We start from the raw sequence: 13,526 nt of genomic DNA on the forward strand, positions 1-13,526 counted from the left end.
GTTTGTCAAGATAAGTAGTCTTGCGCGGCCGCCAGACCAAGAAAAAGGCATGCCCGGGCATGCCTTTTTCTTGGTCTGGCCGGTCCGGCCGCGAAGGGTATCGATCAGCGGTGCGCGGCCACCAGGGCGTCGCCGCCTTCCAGGTCGGCTTCGATCTGCCGGGCGCCCGCGGCGCTCAGGGCCTGGTCCAGGCGATCCTTGTCCAGTTCGCCTTCCCAGCGGGCCACGACCACGCTGGCCACCGCGTTGCCCACCAGGTTGGTCAGCGCGCGGCATTCGGACATGAAGCGGTCGATGCCCAGGATCAGCGCCATGCCGGCCACCGGGACCGAGGGCACGACCGACAGCGTCGCGGCCAGGGTGATGAAGCCGGCGCCGGTGATGCCCGCCGCGCCCTTGGAGCTGAGCATCGCGACCAGCAGCAACAGGATCTGGTCCACCAGAGACAGATGGATGTCCGTCGCCTGGGCGATGAACAGGGCCGCCAGGGTCATGTAGATGTTGGTGCCGTCCAGGTTGAAGGAATAGCCGGTGGGAATGACCAGGCCGACCACGGGCTTGGAGCAGCCGGCGCGTTCCATCTTCTCCATCAGCGTCGGCAGGGCCGCCTCGGACGAACTGGTGCCCAGCACCAGCAGCAGTTCCTCGCGGATGTAGCGGATCAGCTTCAGGATGGAGAAGCCGTTGTAGCGGGCCACGGCGCCCAGCACGACCAGCACGAACAGCAGCGAGGTCAGATAGAAGGTGCCGACCAGCAGCGCCAGGTTGGCGATGGAGCCGATGCCGTACTTGCCGATGGTGAAGGCCATGGCCCCGAAGGCGCCGATGGGCGCGGCCTTCATCAGGATGGCGACCAGCCTGAAGAAGGCCGACGAGATGGATTGCAGGAAATTCAGCACCGGCGCGCCCTTGTCGCCCACGGCGCCCAGCGAGATGCCGAACAGCACGGAGAAGAACAGCACCTGGAGAATGTCGCCGCTGGCGAAGGCGCTGACCACCGTGTCCGGGATGATGTTCATCAGGAACCCGACCAGGGTCTGGTCATGGGCCTTGGCCGAATACGAGGCCACGGCCTTCGCGTCCAGCGTGGCGGGATCGATGTGCAGGCCGGTGCCCGGATGCACGACGTTGGCCACGATCATGCCGATGATCAGGGCCAGCGTGGAAAAGGTCAGGAAATAGATCATGGCCTTGCCCACGACGCGGCCCACTTTCTGCAGGTCGCGCATGCCGGCGATGCCGGTCGTGACCGTCAGGAAGATGACGGGCGCGATGATCATCTTCACCAGCTTGATGAAGGCGTCGCCCAGGGGTTTCATCGATTCCCCGATCTGGGGGTAGAAGTGGCCGAGCAGGATGCCGACCGTGATGGCGAACAGCACCTGTACGTACAGGATCTGATAGAACTTCTTCTTGCGCGCGGGCGCCTGCGCCGTGCCGGGTATGTCGATCATCGGGATGTCCCCTTCCAGTGGCCGGTTGCCTGCCGCGTCATGGCGGAGGCGAGGCCTCGTTTTCAACGGTTGCCGAGCTCGCGGGGAGCGTCGTTGATGGGGCTAATGCAATCGGCGTGCCTGCCTGAAGCAGGCGGTAAAGAATATGTAATTTATTGATTTGAATAGATAATTTTTCCGCTGAGAAAGCCAAGTCCGGGATGTTTGTGCGGTTTTTCGCTCATCGGGAATATTCGTGTGTGAAAATTCGCACATCGCTTTCCCGTTCCTGGTCATGTCTCCTACCCCCTCGCCGACCCCGGACGTCCACCCCGCGCCGTCGTCCTTCCGGGTTCCCGGCCACGGCCGGGCGTGGGCCTGTTTCGTCCTGATCGGCGTCGCGCTGCTGGCAGCCGCGCTGTGGGCGGCGGGGGGCATCGGCCGCGAGCAGGCCTACGCGGAGGTCGCGGCGGCGGCGCGCAACGCGGCGGCGCTCAAGGTCGCGCTGTTGACCGCCGAGCTCGACAAGCAGCGTTCGCTGCCGTTCGTGCTGGCGCAGGACTCCGAGGTCAGTACGGCGCTGACTACCGCCGACCCGGCGCGCTATCGCGCGCTGAATCTCAAGTTCGAGGCGCTGAGCCGGGATACCGGCGCCGCCGTCATCTACCTGCTCGATCCGCGCGGCGTGGGCGTGGCCGCCAGCAATTGGAACCAACCCACCAGCTTCGTGGGCTCGGACTACGCCTTCAGGCCCTACTTCCAGGGGGCGGCGCATGCCGGCCAGGCGGAGTATTTCGCGCTCGGCAACGTCAGCAACCACCCGGGCCTGTACCTGAGCCGGCAACTGGAGAGCGATGGCCGGACGCTGGGGGTAGTGGTGGTGAAGGTGGAGTTCGACGGTGTCGAAGCCGGCTGGCGGCGCTTCCCGGATCCGGTGTTCGTGACCGATGAACACGGCGTCGTGCTGCTGTCTTCGCAGGACGATTGGCGATTCCGCACCTACGGCACCCTGCCGGCGACGCAGCGGGACGCGCTGCGGACCAGCCTGCAGTTCGGCGACGCGCCGCTGGCGCCGCTGCCGGTGCGGGCGGCTCCCGAGCGCGAGGGCCAGGTGCTGGCGAGCCTGTCCGGGCGGGCCGAACAGGAGTACGTGCATGTGCAGGAACCGGTGCCGGGCACGCCGTGGCAGTTCCATCTGCTGGGCGCGACCCGCGAGGCCATGGCGCGCGCGGCGGCATCGGCCCGCGTGGCCGCCGCGCTGCTGGTGCTGTGCGCCTTGTTCGTGGCGGGGATCTGGCTGCATCGCCGGCACCGCGCCCACGACCTCGTGCTTGCCCAGGCGGCCGCGCGCCAGGAGCTGGAGTCGCGCGTGGCGGCGCGCACGGGCGAGCTGCGTGCCGCCAACGATCAGTTGCGGGCCGAGATGGAAGACCGGCGCCGCGCCGAAGCCGAACTGCACAAGCTGCAGGAAGAGCTTGTACAGGCCAACAAGCTGGCCTTCCTGGGCCAGATCACCGCCGGCGTCGCGCACGAGATCAACCAGCCGGTCGCGGCCATCCGCAGCTATGCCGACAACTCGGCCGTCTACCTGGACCGGGGCAACGTCGAGCGGGCGCGCGGCAACATGGCATCGATCGCCGCGCTCACGCAGCGCATAGGCGTCATCACCGACGAGCTGCGGACCTTCTCCCGCAAGTCCTCCGGCGCTTCCTCCGGCCCCGTGCCGGTGGCCGCCGTGGTCGACGGCGCGCTGACGCTGGTCGGCGCCCAGATGCGCCGGCACGGCATCGCGCTCGAGCGCGCCGGCATCGACGGCGGCCTGGCGGTGCGCGCCGAGCGCGTGCGGCTGGAGCAGGTGCTGGTCAACCTCCTGCAGAACGCCATCGAGGCGCTCGAACAGACGCCCAGCCCACGGATATGGATACGGGCCGAGCGCGAGGCGGATCAGATCGCCATCGAGGTCGGCGACAACGGTCCCGGCCTGCCCGACAGCGTCATGGCGGCGCTGTACACCCCCTTTGTCACCACCAAGCCGCGCGGCCTGGGGCTGGGGCTGGTCATCAGCCGCGACATCGTGGCCGACTTCGGCGGCACGTTGTCCGTGCAGACCGGACCCGGGCGCGGGGCGTGTTTCACCATCCGTCTTCCCGAGGCCGTTTCGTGAACGCTTCCTTTCCCATCGATCCGGCGTCCTCCGACGCCGTCGACCGCGTGCTGTTCGTCGACGACGATCCCGCCATGCGGGAGTCCAACCAGCAGACCCTGGAGCTGGCCGGCTTCCGGGTCGAGACCGCCGCCTCGGCCGCCGAGGCGCTGGAACGGGTGCCGGCCGACTTCGCGGGCATCGTCGTGACCGACGTGCGCATGCCGGTGGTCGACGGCCTGGCGTTGTTCCGGCGGCTGCGCGAACGGGATCCGGACCTGCCCGTCATCCTGATCACGGGCCATGGCGACGTCGAGATGGCGGTGGCCGCCATGCACGAGGGCGCCTACGACTTCCTGGCCAAGCCCTATCCAGCCGAGCGGTTGGCCACCGGCGCCCGCAACGCGCTGGACAAGCGGCGCCTGGTATTGGACAACCGGCGGCTGAAGCGGCTGGCCCGCGACGCGGGCGAGAGCCTGCCGCTGATCGGCGAGACGCCGGCCATGCAGCGCCTGCGCAAGACGCTCAGCCATCTGGCCAGCGCCGACGTCGACGTCCTGGTGCTGGGCGAAACCGGCGCCGGCAAGGAAGTGGTGGCACAGGCGCTGCACGCCTGGGGCGCGCGCCATGCCCAGCCCTTCGTCGGCCTCAATTGCGGCGCCTTGCCGGACACGGTCATCGAGAGCGAGCTGTTCGGCCACGAGGCCGGCGCGTTCACCGGCGCCCAGCGCCGCCGCGTCGGCCGCATCGAGCATTCCAGCGGCGGGACGCTGTTCCTGGACGAGATCGAAAGCATGCCGCTGGCGGCGCAGATCAAGCTGCTGCGGGTGCTGGAGACGCGCGAGGTCTCGCCGCTGGGCACCAACGAGGTCCGTCCGGTGGACCTGCGCGTGGTGGCGGCGACCAAGACCGACCTGAGCGATCCGGCGCAGCGCGGCCAGTTCCGTGCCGACCTGTTCCATCGCCTGAACGTGGTGACCGTCCGCATTCCGCCCCTGCGCGAACGCCGCGACGACATCCCGCTGCTGTTTTCCTACTTCGTTTCCCGCGCGGCGGCCCGCTTCAAGATCGACCCGCCCGCGATCACGCCGGCGGTGCGCCAGCATCTGCGGTCCCACGCCTGGCCCGGCAACGTCAGGGAATTGATGCACTATGCCGAACGCGTGGTGCTGGGGGTGGAGGAGACGGCGCCCGAGGCGCCGGAGACCGAGGCGACCCTGCCGCAGCGCCTGGAGCGCTACGAGGCCGACCTGATCCGGGAAGCGCTGGCGCGCCACCAGGGCGACATCAAGGCCACCCTGCAAACCCTGGGCATTCCGCGCAAGACTTTCTACGACAAGCTACAACGCCACGGCATAGACCGTAGTGAGTATCTGACCCCCCCTACGCGCTGAGGGGAAGCCCACCCCCTACCCGCTGACGCGGGCCCCCTCAAGGGGGCGGCGCTGGCGGACCGGCAAAGCCGGATCCGCGGCGCCCAGGATCAAACCAAGCATGCGGTGTCCCGCATCGAGACACCCTTACGCAGACCCAGGATGCGGTGGATCCGGCTTCGCCGGTCCACCCGCATCGCCCCCTGGGGGGCGCGCGTAAGCGCGTAGGGGGGGGTTATCCTATACCGGGAACTACGGTCGAGAAGCCGGCGTCTACGTGGGTGACTTCGCCGGTGACGCCTGCGGCCAGGTCCGACAGCAGGAAGGCGGCGACGTTGCCTACGTCGTCGATGGTGACGTTGCGGCGCAGGGGCGCGAAGGTCTCGACGAAGTTCAGGATCTTGGAGAAGTCCTTGATGCCGGCGGCCGCCAGCGTCTTGATGGGGCCGGCCGAGATGGCGTTGGCGCGGATGCCCTTGGGGCCCAGCGAGGTTGCCAGGTAGCGGGTGGCGGCTTCCAGCGCGGCCTTGGCCACGCCCATGGTGTTGTAGTTGTCGACGACGCGTTCGGCGCCCAGGTAGCTGAGCGTCAGCACCGCGCCGGTGCCGTTGCCTTCCGGCCCTTGCAGCAGGGGCAGGGCGGCCTTGGCCATGGCGGGGAAGCTGTAGGCCGAGATGTCGTGCGCGATGCGGAAGCCCTCGCGCGACAGGCCGTCCAGGAAGTCGCCGGCGATGGCTTCGCGCGGCGCGAAGCCGATGGCGTGCACCAGGCCGTCGAGCTTGGTCCAGGTCTTGCCGAGGTCGGAGAACACGGCCTCGATCTGCGCGTCGTCGGCCACGTCGCACGGAAACACGAGCTGGCTGTCGAATTCGGCGGCGAATTCGGTGATGCGATCCTTGAAGCGGTCGCCCACGTAGGTGAAGGCAAGCTCCGCGCCTTCGCGGCGGCAGGCCTTGGCGATGCCATAGGCGATGGAGCGATTGGACAGCACCCCGGTGACCAGGATGCGTTTACCGGCGAGAAAGCCCATGTCGAGGGTTCCTGTAAAAGAATGTACCCCCCTACGCGCTGCGCGCGCCCCCAGGGGGCGGCACTGGTGGACCGGCGGAGCCGGATCCACTGTGCCCGGGCAACCGCCTGAAGGCCGATAGGGGCGTGGGAGGTGGAGTTTACTGGATCTTCAGCGTGCGGCCGACGGGGATGGCGGAGCCCTTGATGCGGTTCAGGGCGCGCAGGTGGTCGATCGAGACGTCGTACTGGCGGGCGATGGAGCTCAGGGTGTCGCCCTTGCGGACCTTGTACGTGCGCACCTGGACGGTTTTCTTCGCGCGGCCGTTGCTCTGGACGGTGGCGCGCACGGGCGTGATGCCGGCGCTGGCGACCAGGGTGGGTTCGGCCTGGCGGCTGGTGGGCACCATGAGGATGTCGCCGGAGCCGATGCGCGAACGGGTTCCCAGGCCATTGGCCTTGCGCAGCGTCGCGACCGAGGTGCCGTATTTGCGGGCGACGGTGGTCAGGGTTTCGCCGCGGGCCAGTTCATGCGTGTGCCAGGACGACAGCGAACCGCTGTAGGCGCGCAGGTTGGCCTCGAAGATGCTGATGCGGTCGGCCGGCAGCAGCAGCGTGGGCTCGTGGCTGCCCAGGATCACGCCGCGGTTGAACGACGGGTTGAGCGCCTTGAACTCGTCGAGCGGCATCTCGGCCAGCTGGGCCGCCAGCTTCACGTCGATGTTGCGGCTCTTGGTGATGGTGACGAAGTAGGGCTGGTTGTCGATCGACGGCAGCGCGATGTTGTAGGCGGCCGGGTTGGAGATGATGTTCTTGATCGCCTGCAGCTTGGGGATGTAGTTGCGCGTCTCGTCCGGCATGTCGAGCGACAGGTAGTCGGTCGGCTGGTTGCGCGCCGTGTTCTTGTCGATGGCGCGCTTGACCGAGCCTTCGCCCCAGTTGTAGGAGGCCAGCGCCAGGTGCCAGTCGCCGTGGAAGTCGAACAGGTATTGCAGGTAGTCGAGCGCCGCGCGGGTGGAGGCGATGGGGTCGCGCCGCTCGTCGCGCCACCAGTCCTGCTTCAGGTTGAAGCCGCGGCCGGTGGTAGGGATGAACTGCCACAGGCCCGATGCCTGCGAGCGCGACAGCGCCCAGGGGTCGTACGAGCTTTCCACGAAGGGCAGGAGCGCCAGTTCGGTCGGCATGCCGCGTTGGTCGATTTCCTCGACGATGTAATAGAGATACTTGCCGGCGCGTTCGGCCGTGCGCTGGATGTAGTCGGGGCGCGAGGCGTAGAAGTTCTCCCACTCCTTGACCAGCGCCGTGTCGATGTTGGGCACGGCGTAGCCGCGCCTGATCCGGGTCCAGATGTCGGCCGGCTGCACGGTCAGGTCGACCATGCGCGGTTCCAGGCCATCGTCGGGCGTTTGCAGGCTCAGGGGTGCGTCGATGCGCCGGCCGACGGGCCGGGATGACTGGGAGATTCGCGGGGAGGAAGAGAAGCCGGCGGGGTTGGCGGTGCCGGTGGGGGCGGCGGTCGCCACCCCTTGCATGTCTTGGCCGGTTGCCGCGGGGCGTTCCATCGAAGCGCAGCCCGCCAGGACCATCACGCACCCGGCGATCAGGATTTTGTACAGGGAGGCTGGACGACCATCGCGGACGCCCGCCCGCAGATTCCAGACGCCGCGGGGGCGCAATAGCATGTTTCGTGTCCTTGACCACATGCCTCGCTGGGCCTCGTCCCGTAGGACGGGGCCCAGCGAGGCAGTTTCAATTTGGAGCCGCGGGGGATCCCGGGAAGGGGCAGGGCCCCGACTCGGGGGACCGGCGCGACTCACGGTGCATTTAGCGCGGCATAGTACGAATCGAGAATGGTTTCCGTCAACCCGCTTTTACAAATTCGAAGCTTTTGGCGGGCATTGAACGGAAATCGGGGCAAGATGCGGCGTGCTCTACCGGAAGTCGTTCTTCCATTCGCGCAGCGCGGCGAAAACCTCGACGGCATCGGCCAGCGGCCTGCCGGCATGGGCCGCCGCGGCCGCCGCCACCTCGGGAACGGCGGTGCGCAGGAAGGGGTTGACCTGGCGTTCCAGATCCAGCGTGGTGGGCACCGTGGGCTGCGACTGCTCGCGCAGGTGGCGCGCCTGCTGGTGCCATACCTGCAGCGCCGCGTTGTCCGGTTCGACGGCGGTAGCCCAGGCCAGATTGGACAAGGTGTATTCGTGCGCACAGTAGACGCGCGTCCTGGCGGGCAGGGCGGCCAGCTTGTCCAGCGAGGCCTTCATCTGCTGCGGCGTACCCTCGAACAGCCGGCCGCATCCCGAGGCGAACAGCGTGTCGCCGCAGAACACCAGCGGCTCGACGCCCGCCGCGCGGCCGGCATACGCGATGTGGCCGGCCGTATGCCCCGGAACGTCCAGCACTTCCAGGTCCAGGTCCAGTTCGGGCAGGGCGACCCGGTCGCCCTGGGCGAGGCGGCGGTCGCAGTGGGGCAGTTTCTCGCCGGCGGGGCCGAATACCGTGGCGCCGGTGCGTTCGACCAGCTCCAGGACACCGCCGACATGGTCCTTGTGGTGGTGAGTCAGTAGAATGGCACGAAGCTGGAGGCGCTGCTGCTGCAGCGAGGCCAGGACCGGCGCGGCGTCGCCGGGGTCCACCACGGCCGCCAGCGTACCCTGCCGGATCAACCACAGGTAGTTGTCATTGAAGGCGGGAATGCCGGCTATGCCGGCCGCCGGGCCGGCATCTTGCGGGCCGGCCGATCGTTTGCTTCCTTTCGAGTCTTTCATTCCGATGCTGCCGTCTGACGTCCAGGATTCTCCGATTGTAGAGCTTGCCGCGTGGCTGGCGACCGATCCCGGCCGCCACGCGCTCGCCTGGGAACAGGCGCGGCTGGACGAGGCGGTGTCCGACGTATTCGGCTTCCATGCCATGCAGGCCGGCCTGGCCGAACTGGACGCGCTGCGCGCCAACCGCATGCCCTTCAAGGGCTATGTCGCCGGCGCGATGCCGTCCGAGCCGCAGCGGGCGCGCTGGAACGCGTTCGTGGTGGCCGACCCGGAGGCCCTGCCGTTCGATGCGCAAAGCCTGGACCTGCTGGTCCTGCCCCACGCGCTGGAGTGTTCGGACGATCCCCACCAGGTCCTGCGCGAGGCCGAACGGGTGCTGATTCCCGAGGGCCGCCTGGTGATCACCGGCTTCAACCCGTGGAGCCTGTGGGGCGCCGGCCGCCTGCTGGGCCGGCGCCGGTCCTTCCTGCCGCCCGGTATCCAGCCGCTGTCTCCCGCGCGGATCAAGGACTGGCTCAAGCTGCTGTCCTTCGAGGTCGAGGGCGGCCGCTTCGGCATCTACGCGCCGGCCTGCCGTTCCGAGAAATGGCTGCGCCGCTACGCCTTCATGGAACGCGCCGGCGAACGCTGGTGGCCGGTATGCGGCGGGCTGTACGTGGTGTCCGCGGTCAAGCGTACGGTGGGCATGCGGCTGATCGGGCCCGCCTGGAAAAAGCAGAAGGCGCCGCGCCGGGCCGCGGTGGCCACGGCGCGCGAGGTCCATCCGCTGCGAGCCGGGCGCGGACCCACGCGATAGGCCGCCCGCCGGGCGTCAGGCGTCGAACAGGTTCTGCCGGATCTGCTGCAGGTGGCCCAGGAGGAGGTCGCGCGCCTGGGCGGCGTCGCGGTCCTTCAAGGCCTCGACGATGGCCCGGTGCTGCCGCTGGTACTGCGCCCGCCGCTCCGGCGTGAGCGAGCGGCGCTTCAGGCGGCCCCATTCGCCCTGTTCGCGGACGCGGTTGGTCAGTTCCAGGATCTGCAGGAAGAACGAGTTGTGGGTGGCTTCGGCGAATGACTTGTGCAGTTCGCCGTCCCAATGCTCGAAGGCCTCGATGCTGGCGGCGATTTCCGATTCCTCCACGCACTGCTGCATGCGGGCGAAGTCGGCGGCGTTGGCGTTGCGGGCGATCAGGGCCGGCATCAGGGGCTCGATCAGCAGCCGCGCTTCCATGAGCTCGGCCGGGCTGGTGCTGACCTCCGGCGCGGGCGCGGGGCCGCCGGCCAGGGCCTGGGCCCCCTCGGCGACGAAGGTGCCGCTGCCCACGGACTGGATGATCAGGCCGCGGGTGCGCAGGTCGGCCAATACCCGGCGCACCGATCCGCGCGAAATCGCGAAGCGCTGGCTCAGTTCGCGCTCGGGCGGCAGCTTGACGCCCACGTGCAGCCTGCCGCTGGATATTTCCCCCAACAGGTGATGCATGAGCTCCTTGGCCCCGGGGGCGCGCGAAATGGGGCTGTGCGCTGCGGATTCGTCCATGGTGGCTGTCCCTCGTTCTGCCGCTACCTTAATTCAATGGTACCAATTGGTCAAATTGAAGGGTGCCATATGCTTGATGAAGATCCAATTTGGTTTTATATTGGTATATGAATTCACCAATTGGATCTGTTCAAGCATCATGAAATTCGTCCATCTGATTGCCGACGGCAAGCCCGCCATCGCCCTCGCCGATACCGACATGCAGCATTACTGGCCGCTGGCCGATCTCGTTCCCGGATTCTCCGGCGACATGGTCCAACTGGTCCAGGATTTCGACAACATCCGTTCCCGCCTGGCCGCGCGCGGCGCCGGCCGGCCCCTGTCGGGTGCGCGGCTGCTGGCGCCCATCGACCGCCCCCGGCGCAACATCTTCTGCGTCGGCAAGAACTATTTCGAGCATGCGGCGGAGTTCAGCAAGTCGGGCTTCGACTCCAGCGCGAAGGAAGGCGAGCACGCGCCCGAAGCCCCCGTGGTGTTCACCAAGGCCAGCAACACCGTGATCGGGCCGGGCGCGGCCATTCCCTCGCACGAAGGGGTCACCTCCCAGCTCGACTACGAGGCGGAGCTGGCCGTGGTCATCGGCAAGCCGGGGCGGAACATCCCGCGCGAACGTGCGCTGGAGCACGTATTCGGCTACACCATCGTCAACGACTTCACGGCGCGCGACCTGCAGAAGCTGCATCGCCAGTGGTTCCTGGGCAAGTCGCTGGACGGCTTCTGCCCCATGGGGCCGGCGCTGGTCACCGCCGACGAACTGGATGCCGCCAACCTGGACATCCGCTGCTGGGTCAACGGCGAACTGCGCCAGGATGCCAATACCCGGCAATTGATCTTCGACATCCCGACGCTGATCGCGACCATCTCGGCCGGGATCACGCTGGAACCGGGCGACGTCATCGCCACCGGAACGCCGGCGGGCGTGGGCATAGGCTTCAACCCGCCCCGTTTCGTCAAGCGCGGCGACGTGATCCGGATCGAGGTGCAGGGCATAGGCGTGCTGGAGAACGCCGTCGATTGAAGGCGCGGGGCGCAGGCCCCGCGCCGCCCGGCATCCCCGGACACACGGGGGCGGGCGCCAACCCCAAGGGAAACGAGGAGACGACATGAAACGCACATTGCTGGTCTGGGCGGCCTGCTGCGCCGTCCTTGGCGGCGCGCCCGCCGCCGCGCAGGACTCCTGGCCGACCCGGCCCATCACCATGGTCGTGCCTTTCCCGCCGGGGGGCGTGGCCGACACCGTCGCCCGTCCGGTGGCCGAATCCATGGGCCGCTTCCTGGGCCAGACCGTGGTGGTCGAGAACCGCGGCGGCGCCGGCGGCGGCGTCGGCATGGGGCACGTCGCCAAGTCGGCGGCCGACGGCTACACCATCATGATGGCGCTGTCGTCCATCTCCATCCTGCCCGAGGCCGACAAGCTGCTGGGCAGGGAACCGATGTACCAGTTGTCCCAGTTCACCCCCATCGCCCGCTTCACGGCCGATCCGACCGTGCTGGTGGTGCGGTCCGACAGCCCGTGGAAGACGGCGCAGGAATTCATCGCCGCCCGGAAGAAGGGCGGCCGCGACGTGGCCTACGGGTCCTCGGGCAATTACGGCACCATGCACGTTCCCATGGAAATGCTGCGCAACGAGGCCAACCTGCGCCTGCTGCACGTGCCCTACACCGGCGCCGGGCCGGCCATCGTGGCGCTGCTTGCCGACCAGGTCCAGGCGCTGTCGACAGGGCCCGCCTCGGTGCTCCAGCACATCAAGGGCGGCAAGGTCCGGGCCCTGGCGCACTGGGGCACCGGGCGCCTGGAATCCCTGCCCGACGTCCCCAGCCTGACCGAACTGGGGCACCCGGTGCAGTTCGCGCAGTGGTCCGGCGTGTTCGCCCCGGCCGGCACGCCGGCGCCCGTGGTCGACCGCCTGCGCGCCGCCGCCAAGGCCGCGGCCACGGATCCCAAGGTATTGAAGACGATCCAGGGGGCGGGCAGCCCGGTCATGTACCTGGATGCGCCGGAGTTCGCCGCTTACTGGCAGGCCGACGCCAAGGTCCTGGCCGAGGCCGTCCGCCGGATCGGCAAGGTGGAGTAACGGAAAGCGAGGGTTTTCGCGGGGCCGGAAAAGCACGGGATCCTGCGCAATCGTCATGGTCCGATGCTACAGTGGGCGATACACCTTGTTGCGCTTTCCGCTCGCCTGTATGCAGAAGAATTCGTTGGTCCCCGCCGTGGTGGTCGCTCTCGCCGTCGGGGCGGGGGTCGGCTATTTTTCCCCGCGCCTGTTCCATGCGGGCGCTCCCGCCGGCGCCCCGGCGCCCGCCGAGGCCAAGGCCAAGGGGCCCCAGGCCATCCTGGTCGAAGTCCAGAAGGTTGCGCGCAAGCCGTTCGAGCGGGGCATCACCGCCGTCGGCAGCCTGCGGTCCGATGAATCGGTGACCTTGCGTCCGGAAGTGGCGGGGCGCATCAGCGACATCCGCTTCACCGAGGGCCAGCGGGTCGGCAAGGGCCAGGTGCTGATACGGCTGGACGACTCCGTGCCGCGCGCCGAGTTCGAGCAGGCCCGGGCCAATTTCACGCTGGCCAAGAGCAACTACGACCGCTCCATCGAACTGCAGCAGAAGGGCTTCATCAGCAAGCAGGCCAAGGACGAGGCCGACAACGCGATGAAGGTGCAGCAGGCCGCCATGGTGCTGGCCCAGGTGCGCCTGGACAAGAACGACATCCGCGCCCCGTTCGGCGGCGTGATCGGGCTGCGCAACGTCTCGGTGGGCGACTACGTGGCCGTTGGCCAGGACCTGGTGGCGCTCGAGGCCATCGATCCGCTCAAGGTGGATTTCCGCATCCCGGAAATCTACCTGTCGCAGATCCGCACCGGCCAGACCCTGCAGATCGCGCTCGATGCCATGCCCGACAAGGCCTTCGGCGGCACCGTCTATGCCATCAGCCCGCTCATCGATACCGGCGGCCGTTCCATCGTCATGCGCGCCCAGGTCAAGAACCCCGGCGGCCAACTGCGTCCCGGCATGTTCGCCCGAGTCAAGCTGCTGCTGGACACGCCTTCGCAGGCGCTGGCCGTGCCCGAGGCGGCCCTGGTGCCGGTGGGCGACGACCAGTTCGTCTACCGCGTCCAGAACGGACGCGCCGAGCGGGTGCAGGTCGAGGTCGGCCAGCGGCGCGAGGCCATGGTCGAGATCGTGTCCGGCCTGGCCGAGGGCGACGTGATCGTGGTGGCCGGCGCGCAGAAGCTGCGCGACGGCGTGCCGGTGAAGCTCGCCAGCGCCACGGCGTCCGCGCTCTGAGGC

The 13,526-nt window shown here is 68.3% G+C and carries 11 protein-coding genes; 6 read left to right on the forward strand and 5 right to left on the reverse strand.

Going from position 1 to position 13,526, the window contains the following annotated elements:
• Positions 1-104: 104 nt before the first annotated feature.
• Positions 105-1,454 (reverse strand): dicarboxylate/amino acid:cation symporter, encoded by a 1,350-nt coding sequence (locus tag EV675_RS23165; RefSeq protein WP_130360429.1) that lies wholly within the window; start codon positions 1,452-1,454, stop codon positions 105-107.
• Between the two features lie 274 nt (positions 1,455-1,728).
• Here EV675_RS23165 and EV675_RS23170 point away from each other — a divergent pair, with 274 nt between their 5' ends.
• Positions 1,729-3,597: a sensor histidine kinase gene (locus tag EV675_RS23170; protein ID WP_130360431.1), complete on the forward strand. Its 1,869-nt coding sequence runs from the start codon at positions 1,729-1,731 to the stop codon at positions 3,595-3,597.
• Positions 3,594-4,970, forward strand: a complete 1,377-nt coding sequence (locus EV675_RS23175) for a sigma-54-dependent transcriptional regulator (RefSeq protein WP_278044778.1) — start codon at positions 3,594-3,596, stop codon at positions 4,968-4,970. Before EV675_RS23170 ends, EV675_RS23175 begins: the two co-directional genes overlap by 4 nt.
• A gap of 214 nt (positions 4,971-5,184) precedes the next feature.
• On the opposite strand, the gene fabI is transcribed toward EV675_RS23175, so the two are convergent.
• The 3 genes from fabI to gloB form a co-directional block, all read right to left on the reverse strand.
• Positions 5,185-5,979, reverse strand: coding sequence for an enoyl-ACP reductase FabI (fabI, locus tag EV675_RS23180; RefSeq protein WP_130360433.1), 795 nt, complete (start codon positions 5,977-5,979; stop codon positions 5,185-5,187).
• Positions 5,980-6,118: 139 nt separating this feature from the next.
• Positions 6,119-7,489: a LysM peptidoglycan-binding domain-containing protein gene (locus EV675_RS23185; protein WP_130361909.1), complete on the reverse strand. Its 1,371-nt coding sequence runs from the start codon at positions 7,487-7,489 to the stop codon at positions 6,119-6,121.
• 399 nt (positions 7,490-7,888) lie between these two features.
• Positions 7,889-8,725 (reverse strand): hydroxyacylglutathione hydrolase, encoded by an 837-nt coding sequence (gene gloB / locus EV675_RS23190; RefSeq protein ID WP_130360435.1) that lies wholly within the window; start codon positions 8,723-8,725, stop codon positions 7,889-7,891.
• A 4-nt stretch (positions 8,726-8,729) separates the two neighbouring features.
• On the opposite strand from gloB, the gene EV675_RS23195 reads away from it, so the two are divergent.
• The gene (locus EV675_RS23195) at positions 8,730-9,521 is read left to right on the forward strand and encodes a class I SAM-dependent methyltransferase (protein WP_130360437.1); all 792 of its coding nucleotides are present in this window, start codon (positions 8,730-8,732) and stop codon (positions 9,519-9,521) included.
• Positions 9,522-9,536: 15 nt separating this feature from the next.
• Here EV675_RS23195 and EV675_RS23200 read toward each other — a convergent pair whose 3' ends face one another.
• Entirely contained in the window at positions 9,537-10,241 is a 705-nt protein-coding gene (locus EV675_RS23200; protein WP_130360439.1) for a FadR/GntR family transcriptional regulator, read from the reverse strand.
• A 139-nt stretch (positions 10,242-10,380) separates the two neighbouring features.
• Between EV675_RS23200 and EV675_RS23205 the strand changes: the two genes are divergently transcribed.
• From EV675_RS23205 to EV675_RS23215, 3 genes are all read left to right on the forward strand, one after another.
• Positions 10,381-11,259, forward strand: coding sequence for a fumarylacetoacetate hydrolase family protein (locus tag EV675_RS23205; RefSeq protein ID WP_130360441.1), 879 nt, complete (start codon positions 10,381-10,383; stop codon positions 11,257-11,259).
• 85 nt (positions 11,260-11,344) lie between these two features.
• Entirely contained in the window at positions 11,345-12,316 is a 972-nt protein-coding gene (locus EV675_RS23210) for a Bug family tripartite tricarboxylate transporter substrate binding protein (RefSeq protein WP_130360443.1), read from the forward strand.
• Between the two features lie 109 nt (positions 12,317-12,425).
• Entirely contained in the window at positions 12,426-13,523 is a 1,098-nt protein-coding gene (locus EV675_RS23215) for an efflux RND transporter periplasmic adaptor subunit (protein WP_130360445.1), read from the forward strand.
• The last annotated feature ends 3 nt before the right edge of the window (positions 13,524-13,526 follow it).

Source organism: Pigmentiphaga kullae (assembly GCF_004216695.1).
GTDB lineage: Bacteria > Pseudomonadota > Gammaproteobacteria > Burkholderiales > Burkholderiaceae_B > Pigmentiphaga > Pigmentiphaga kullae.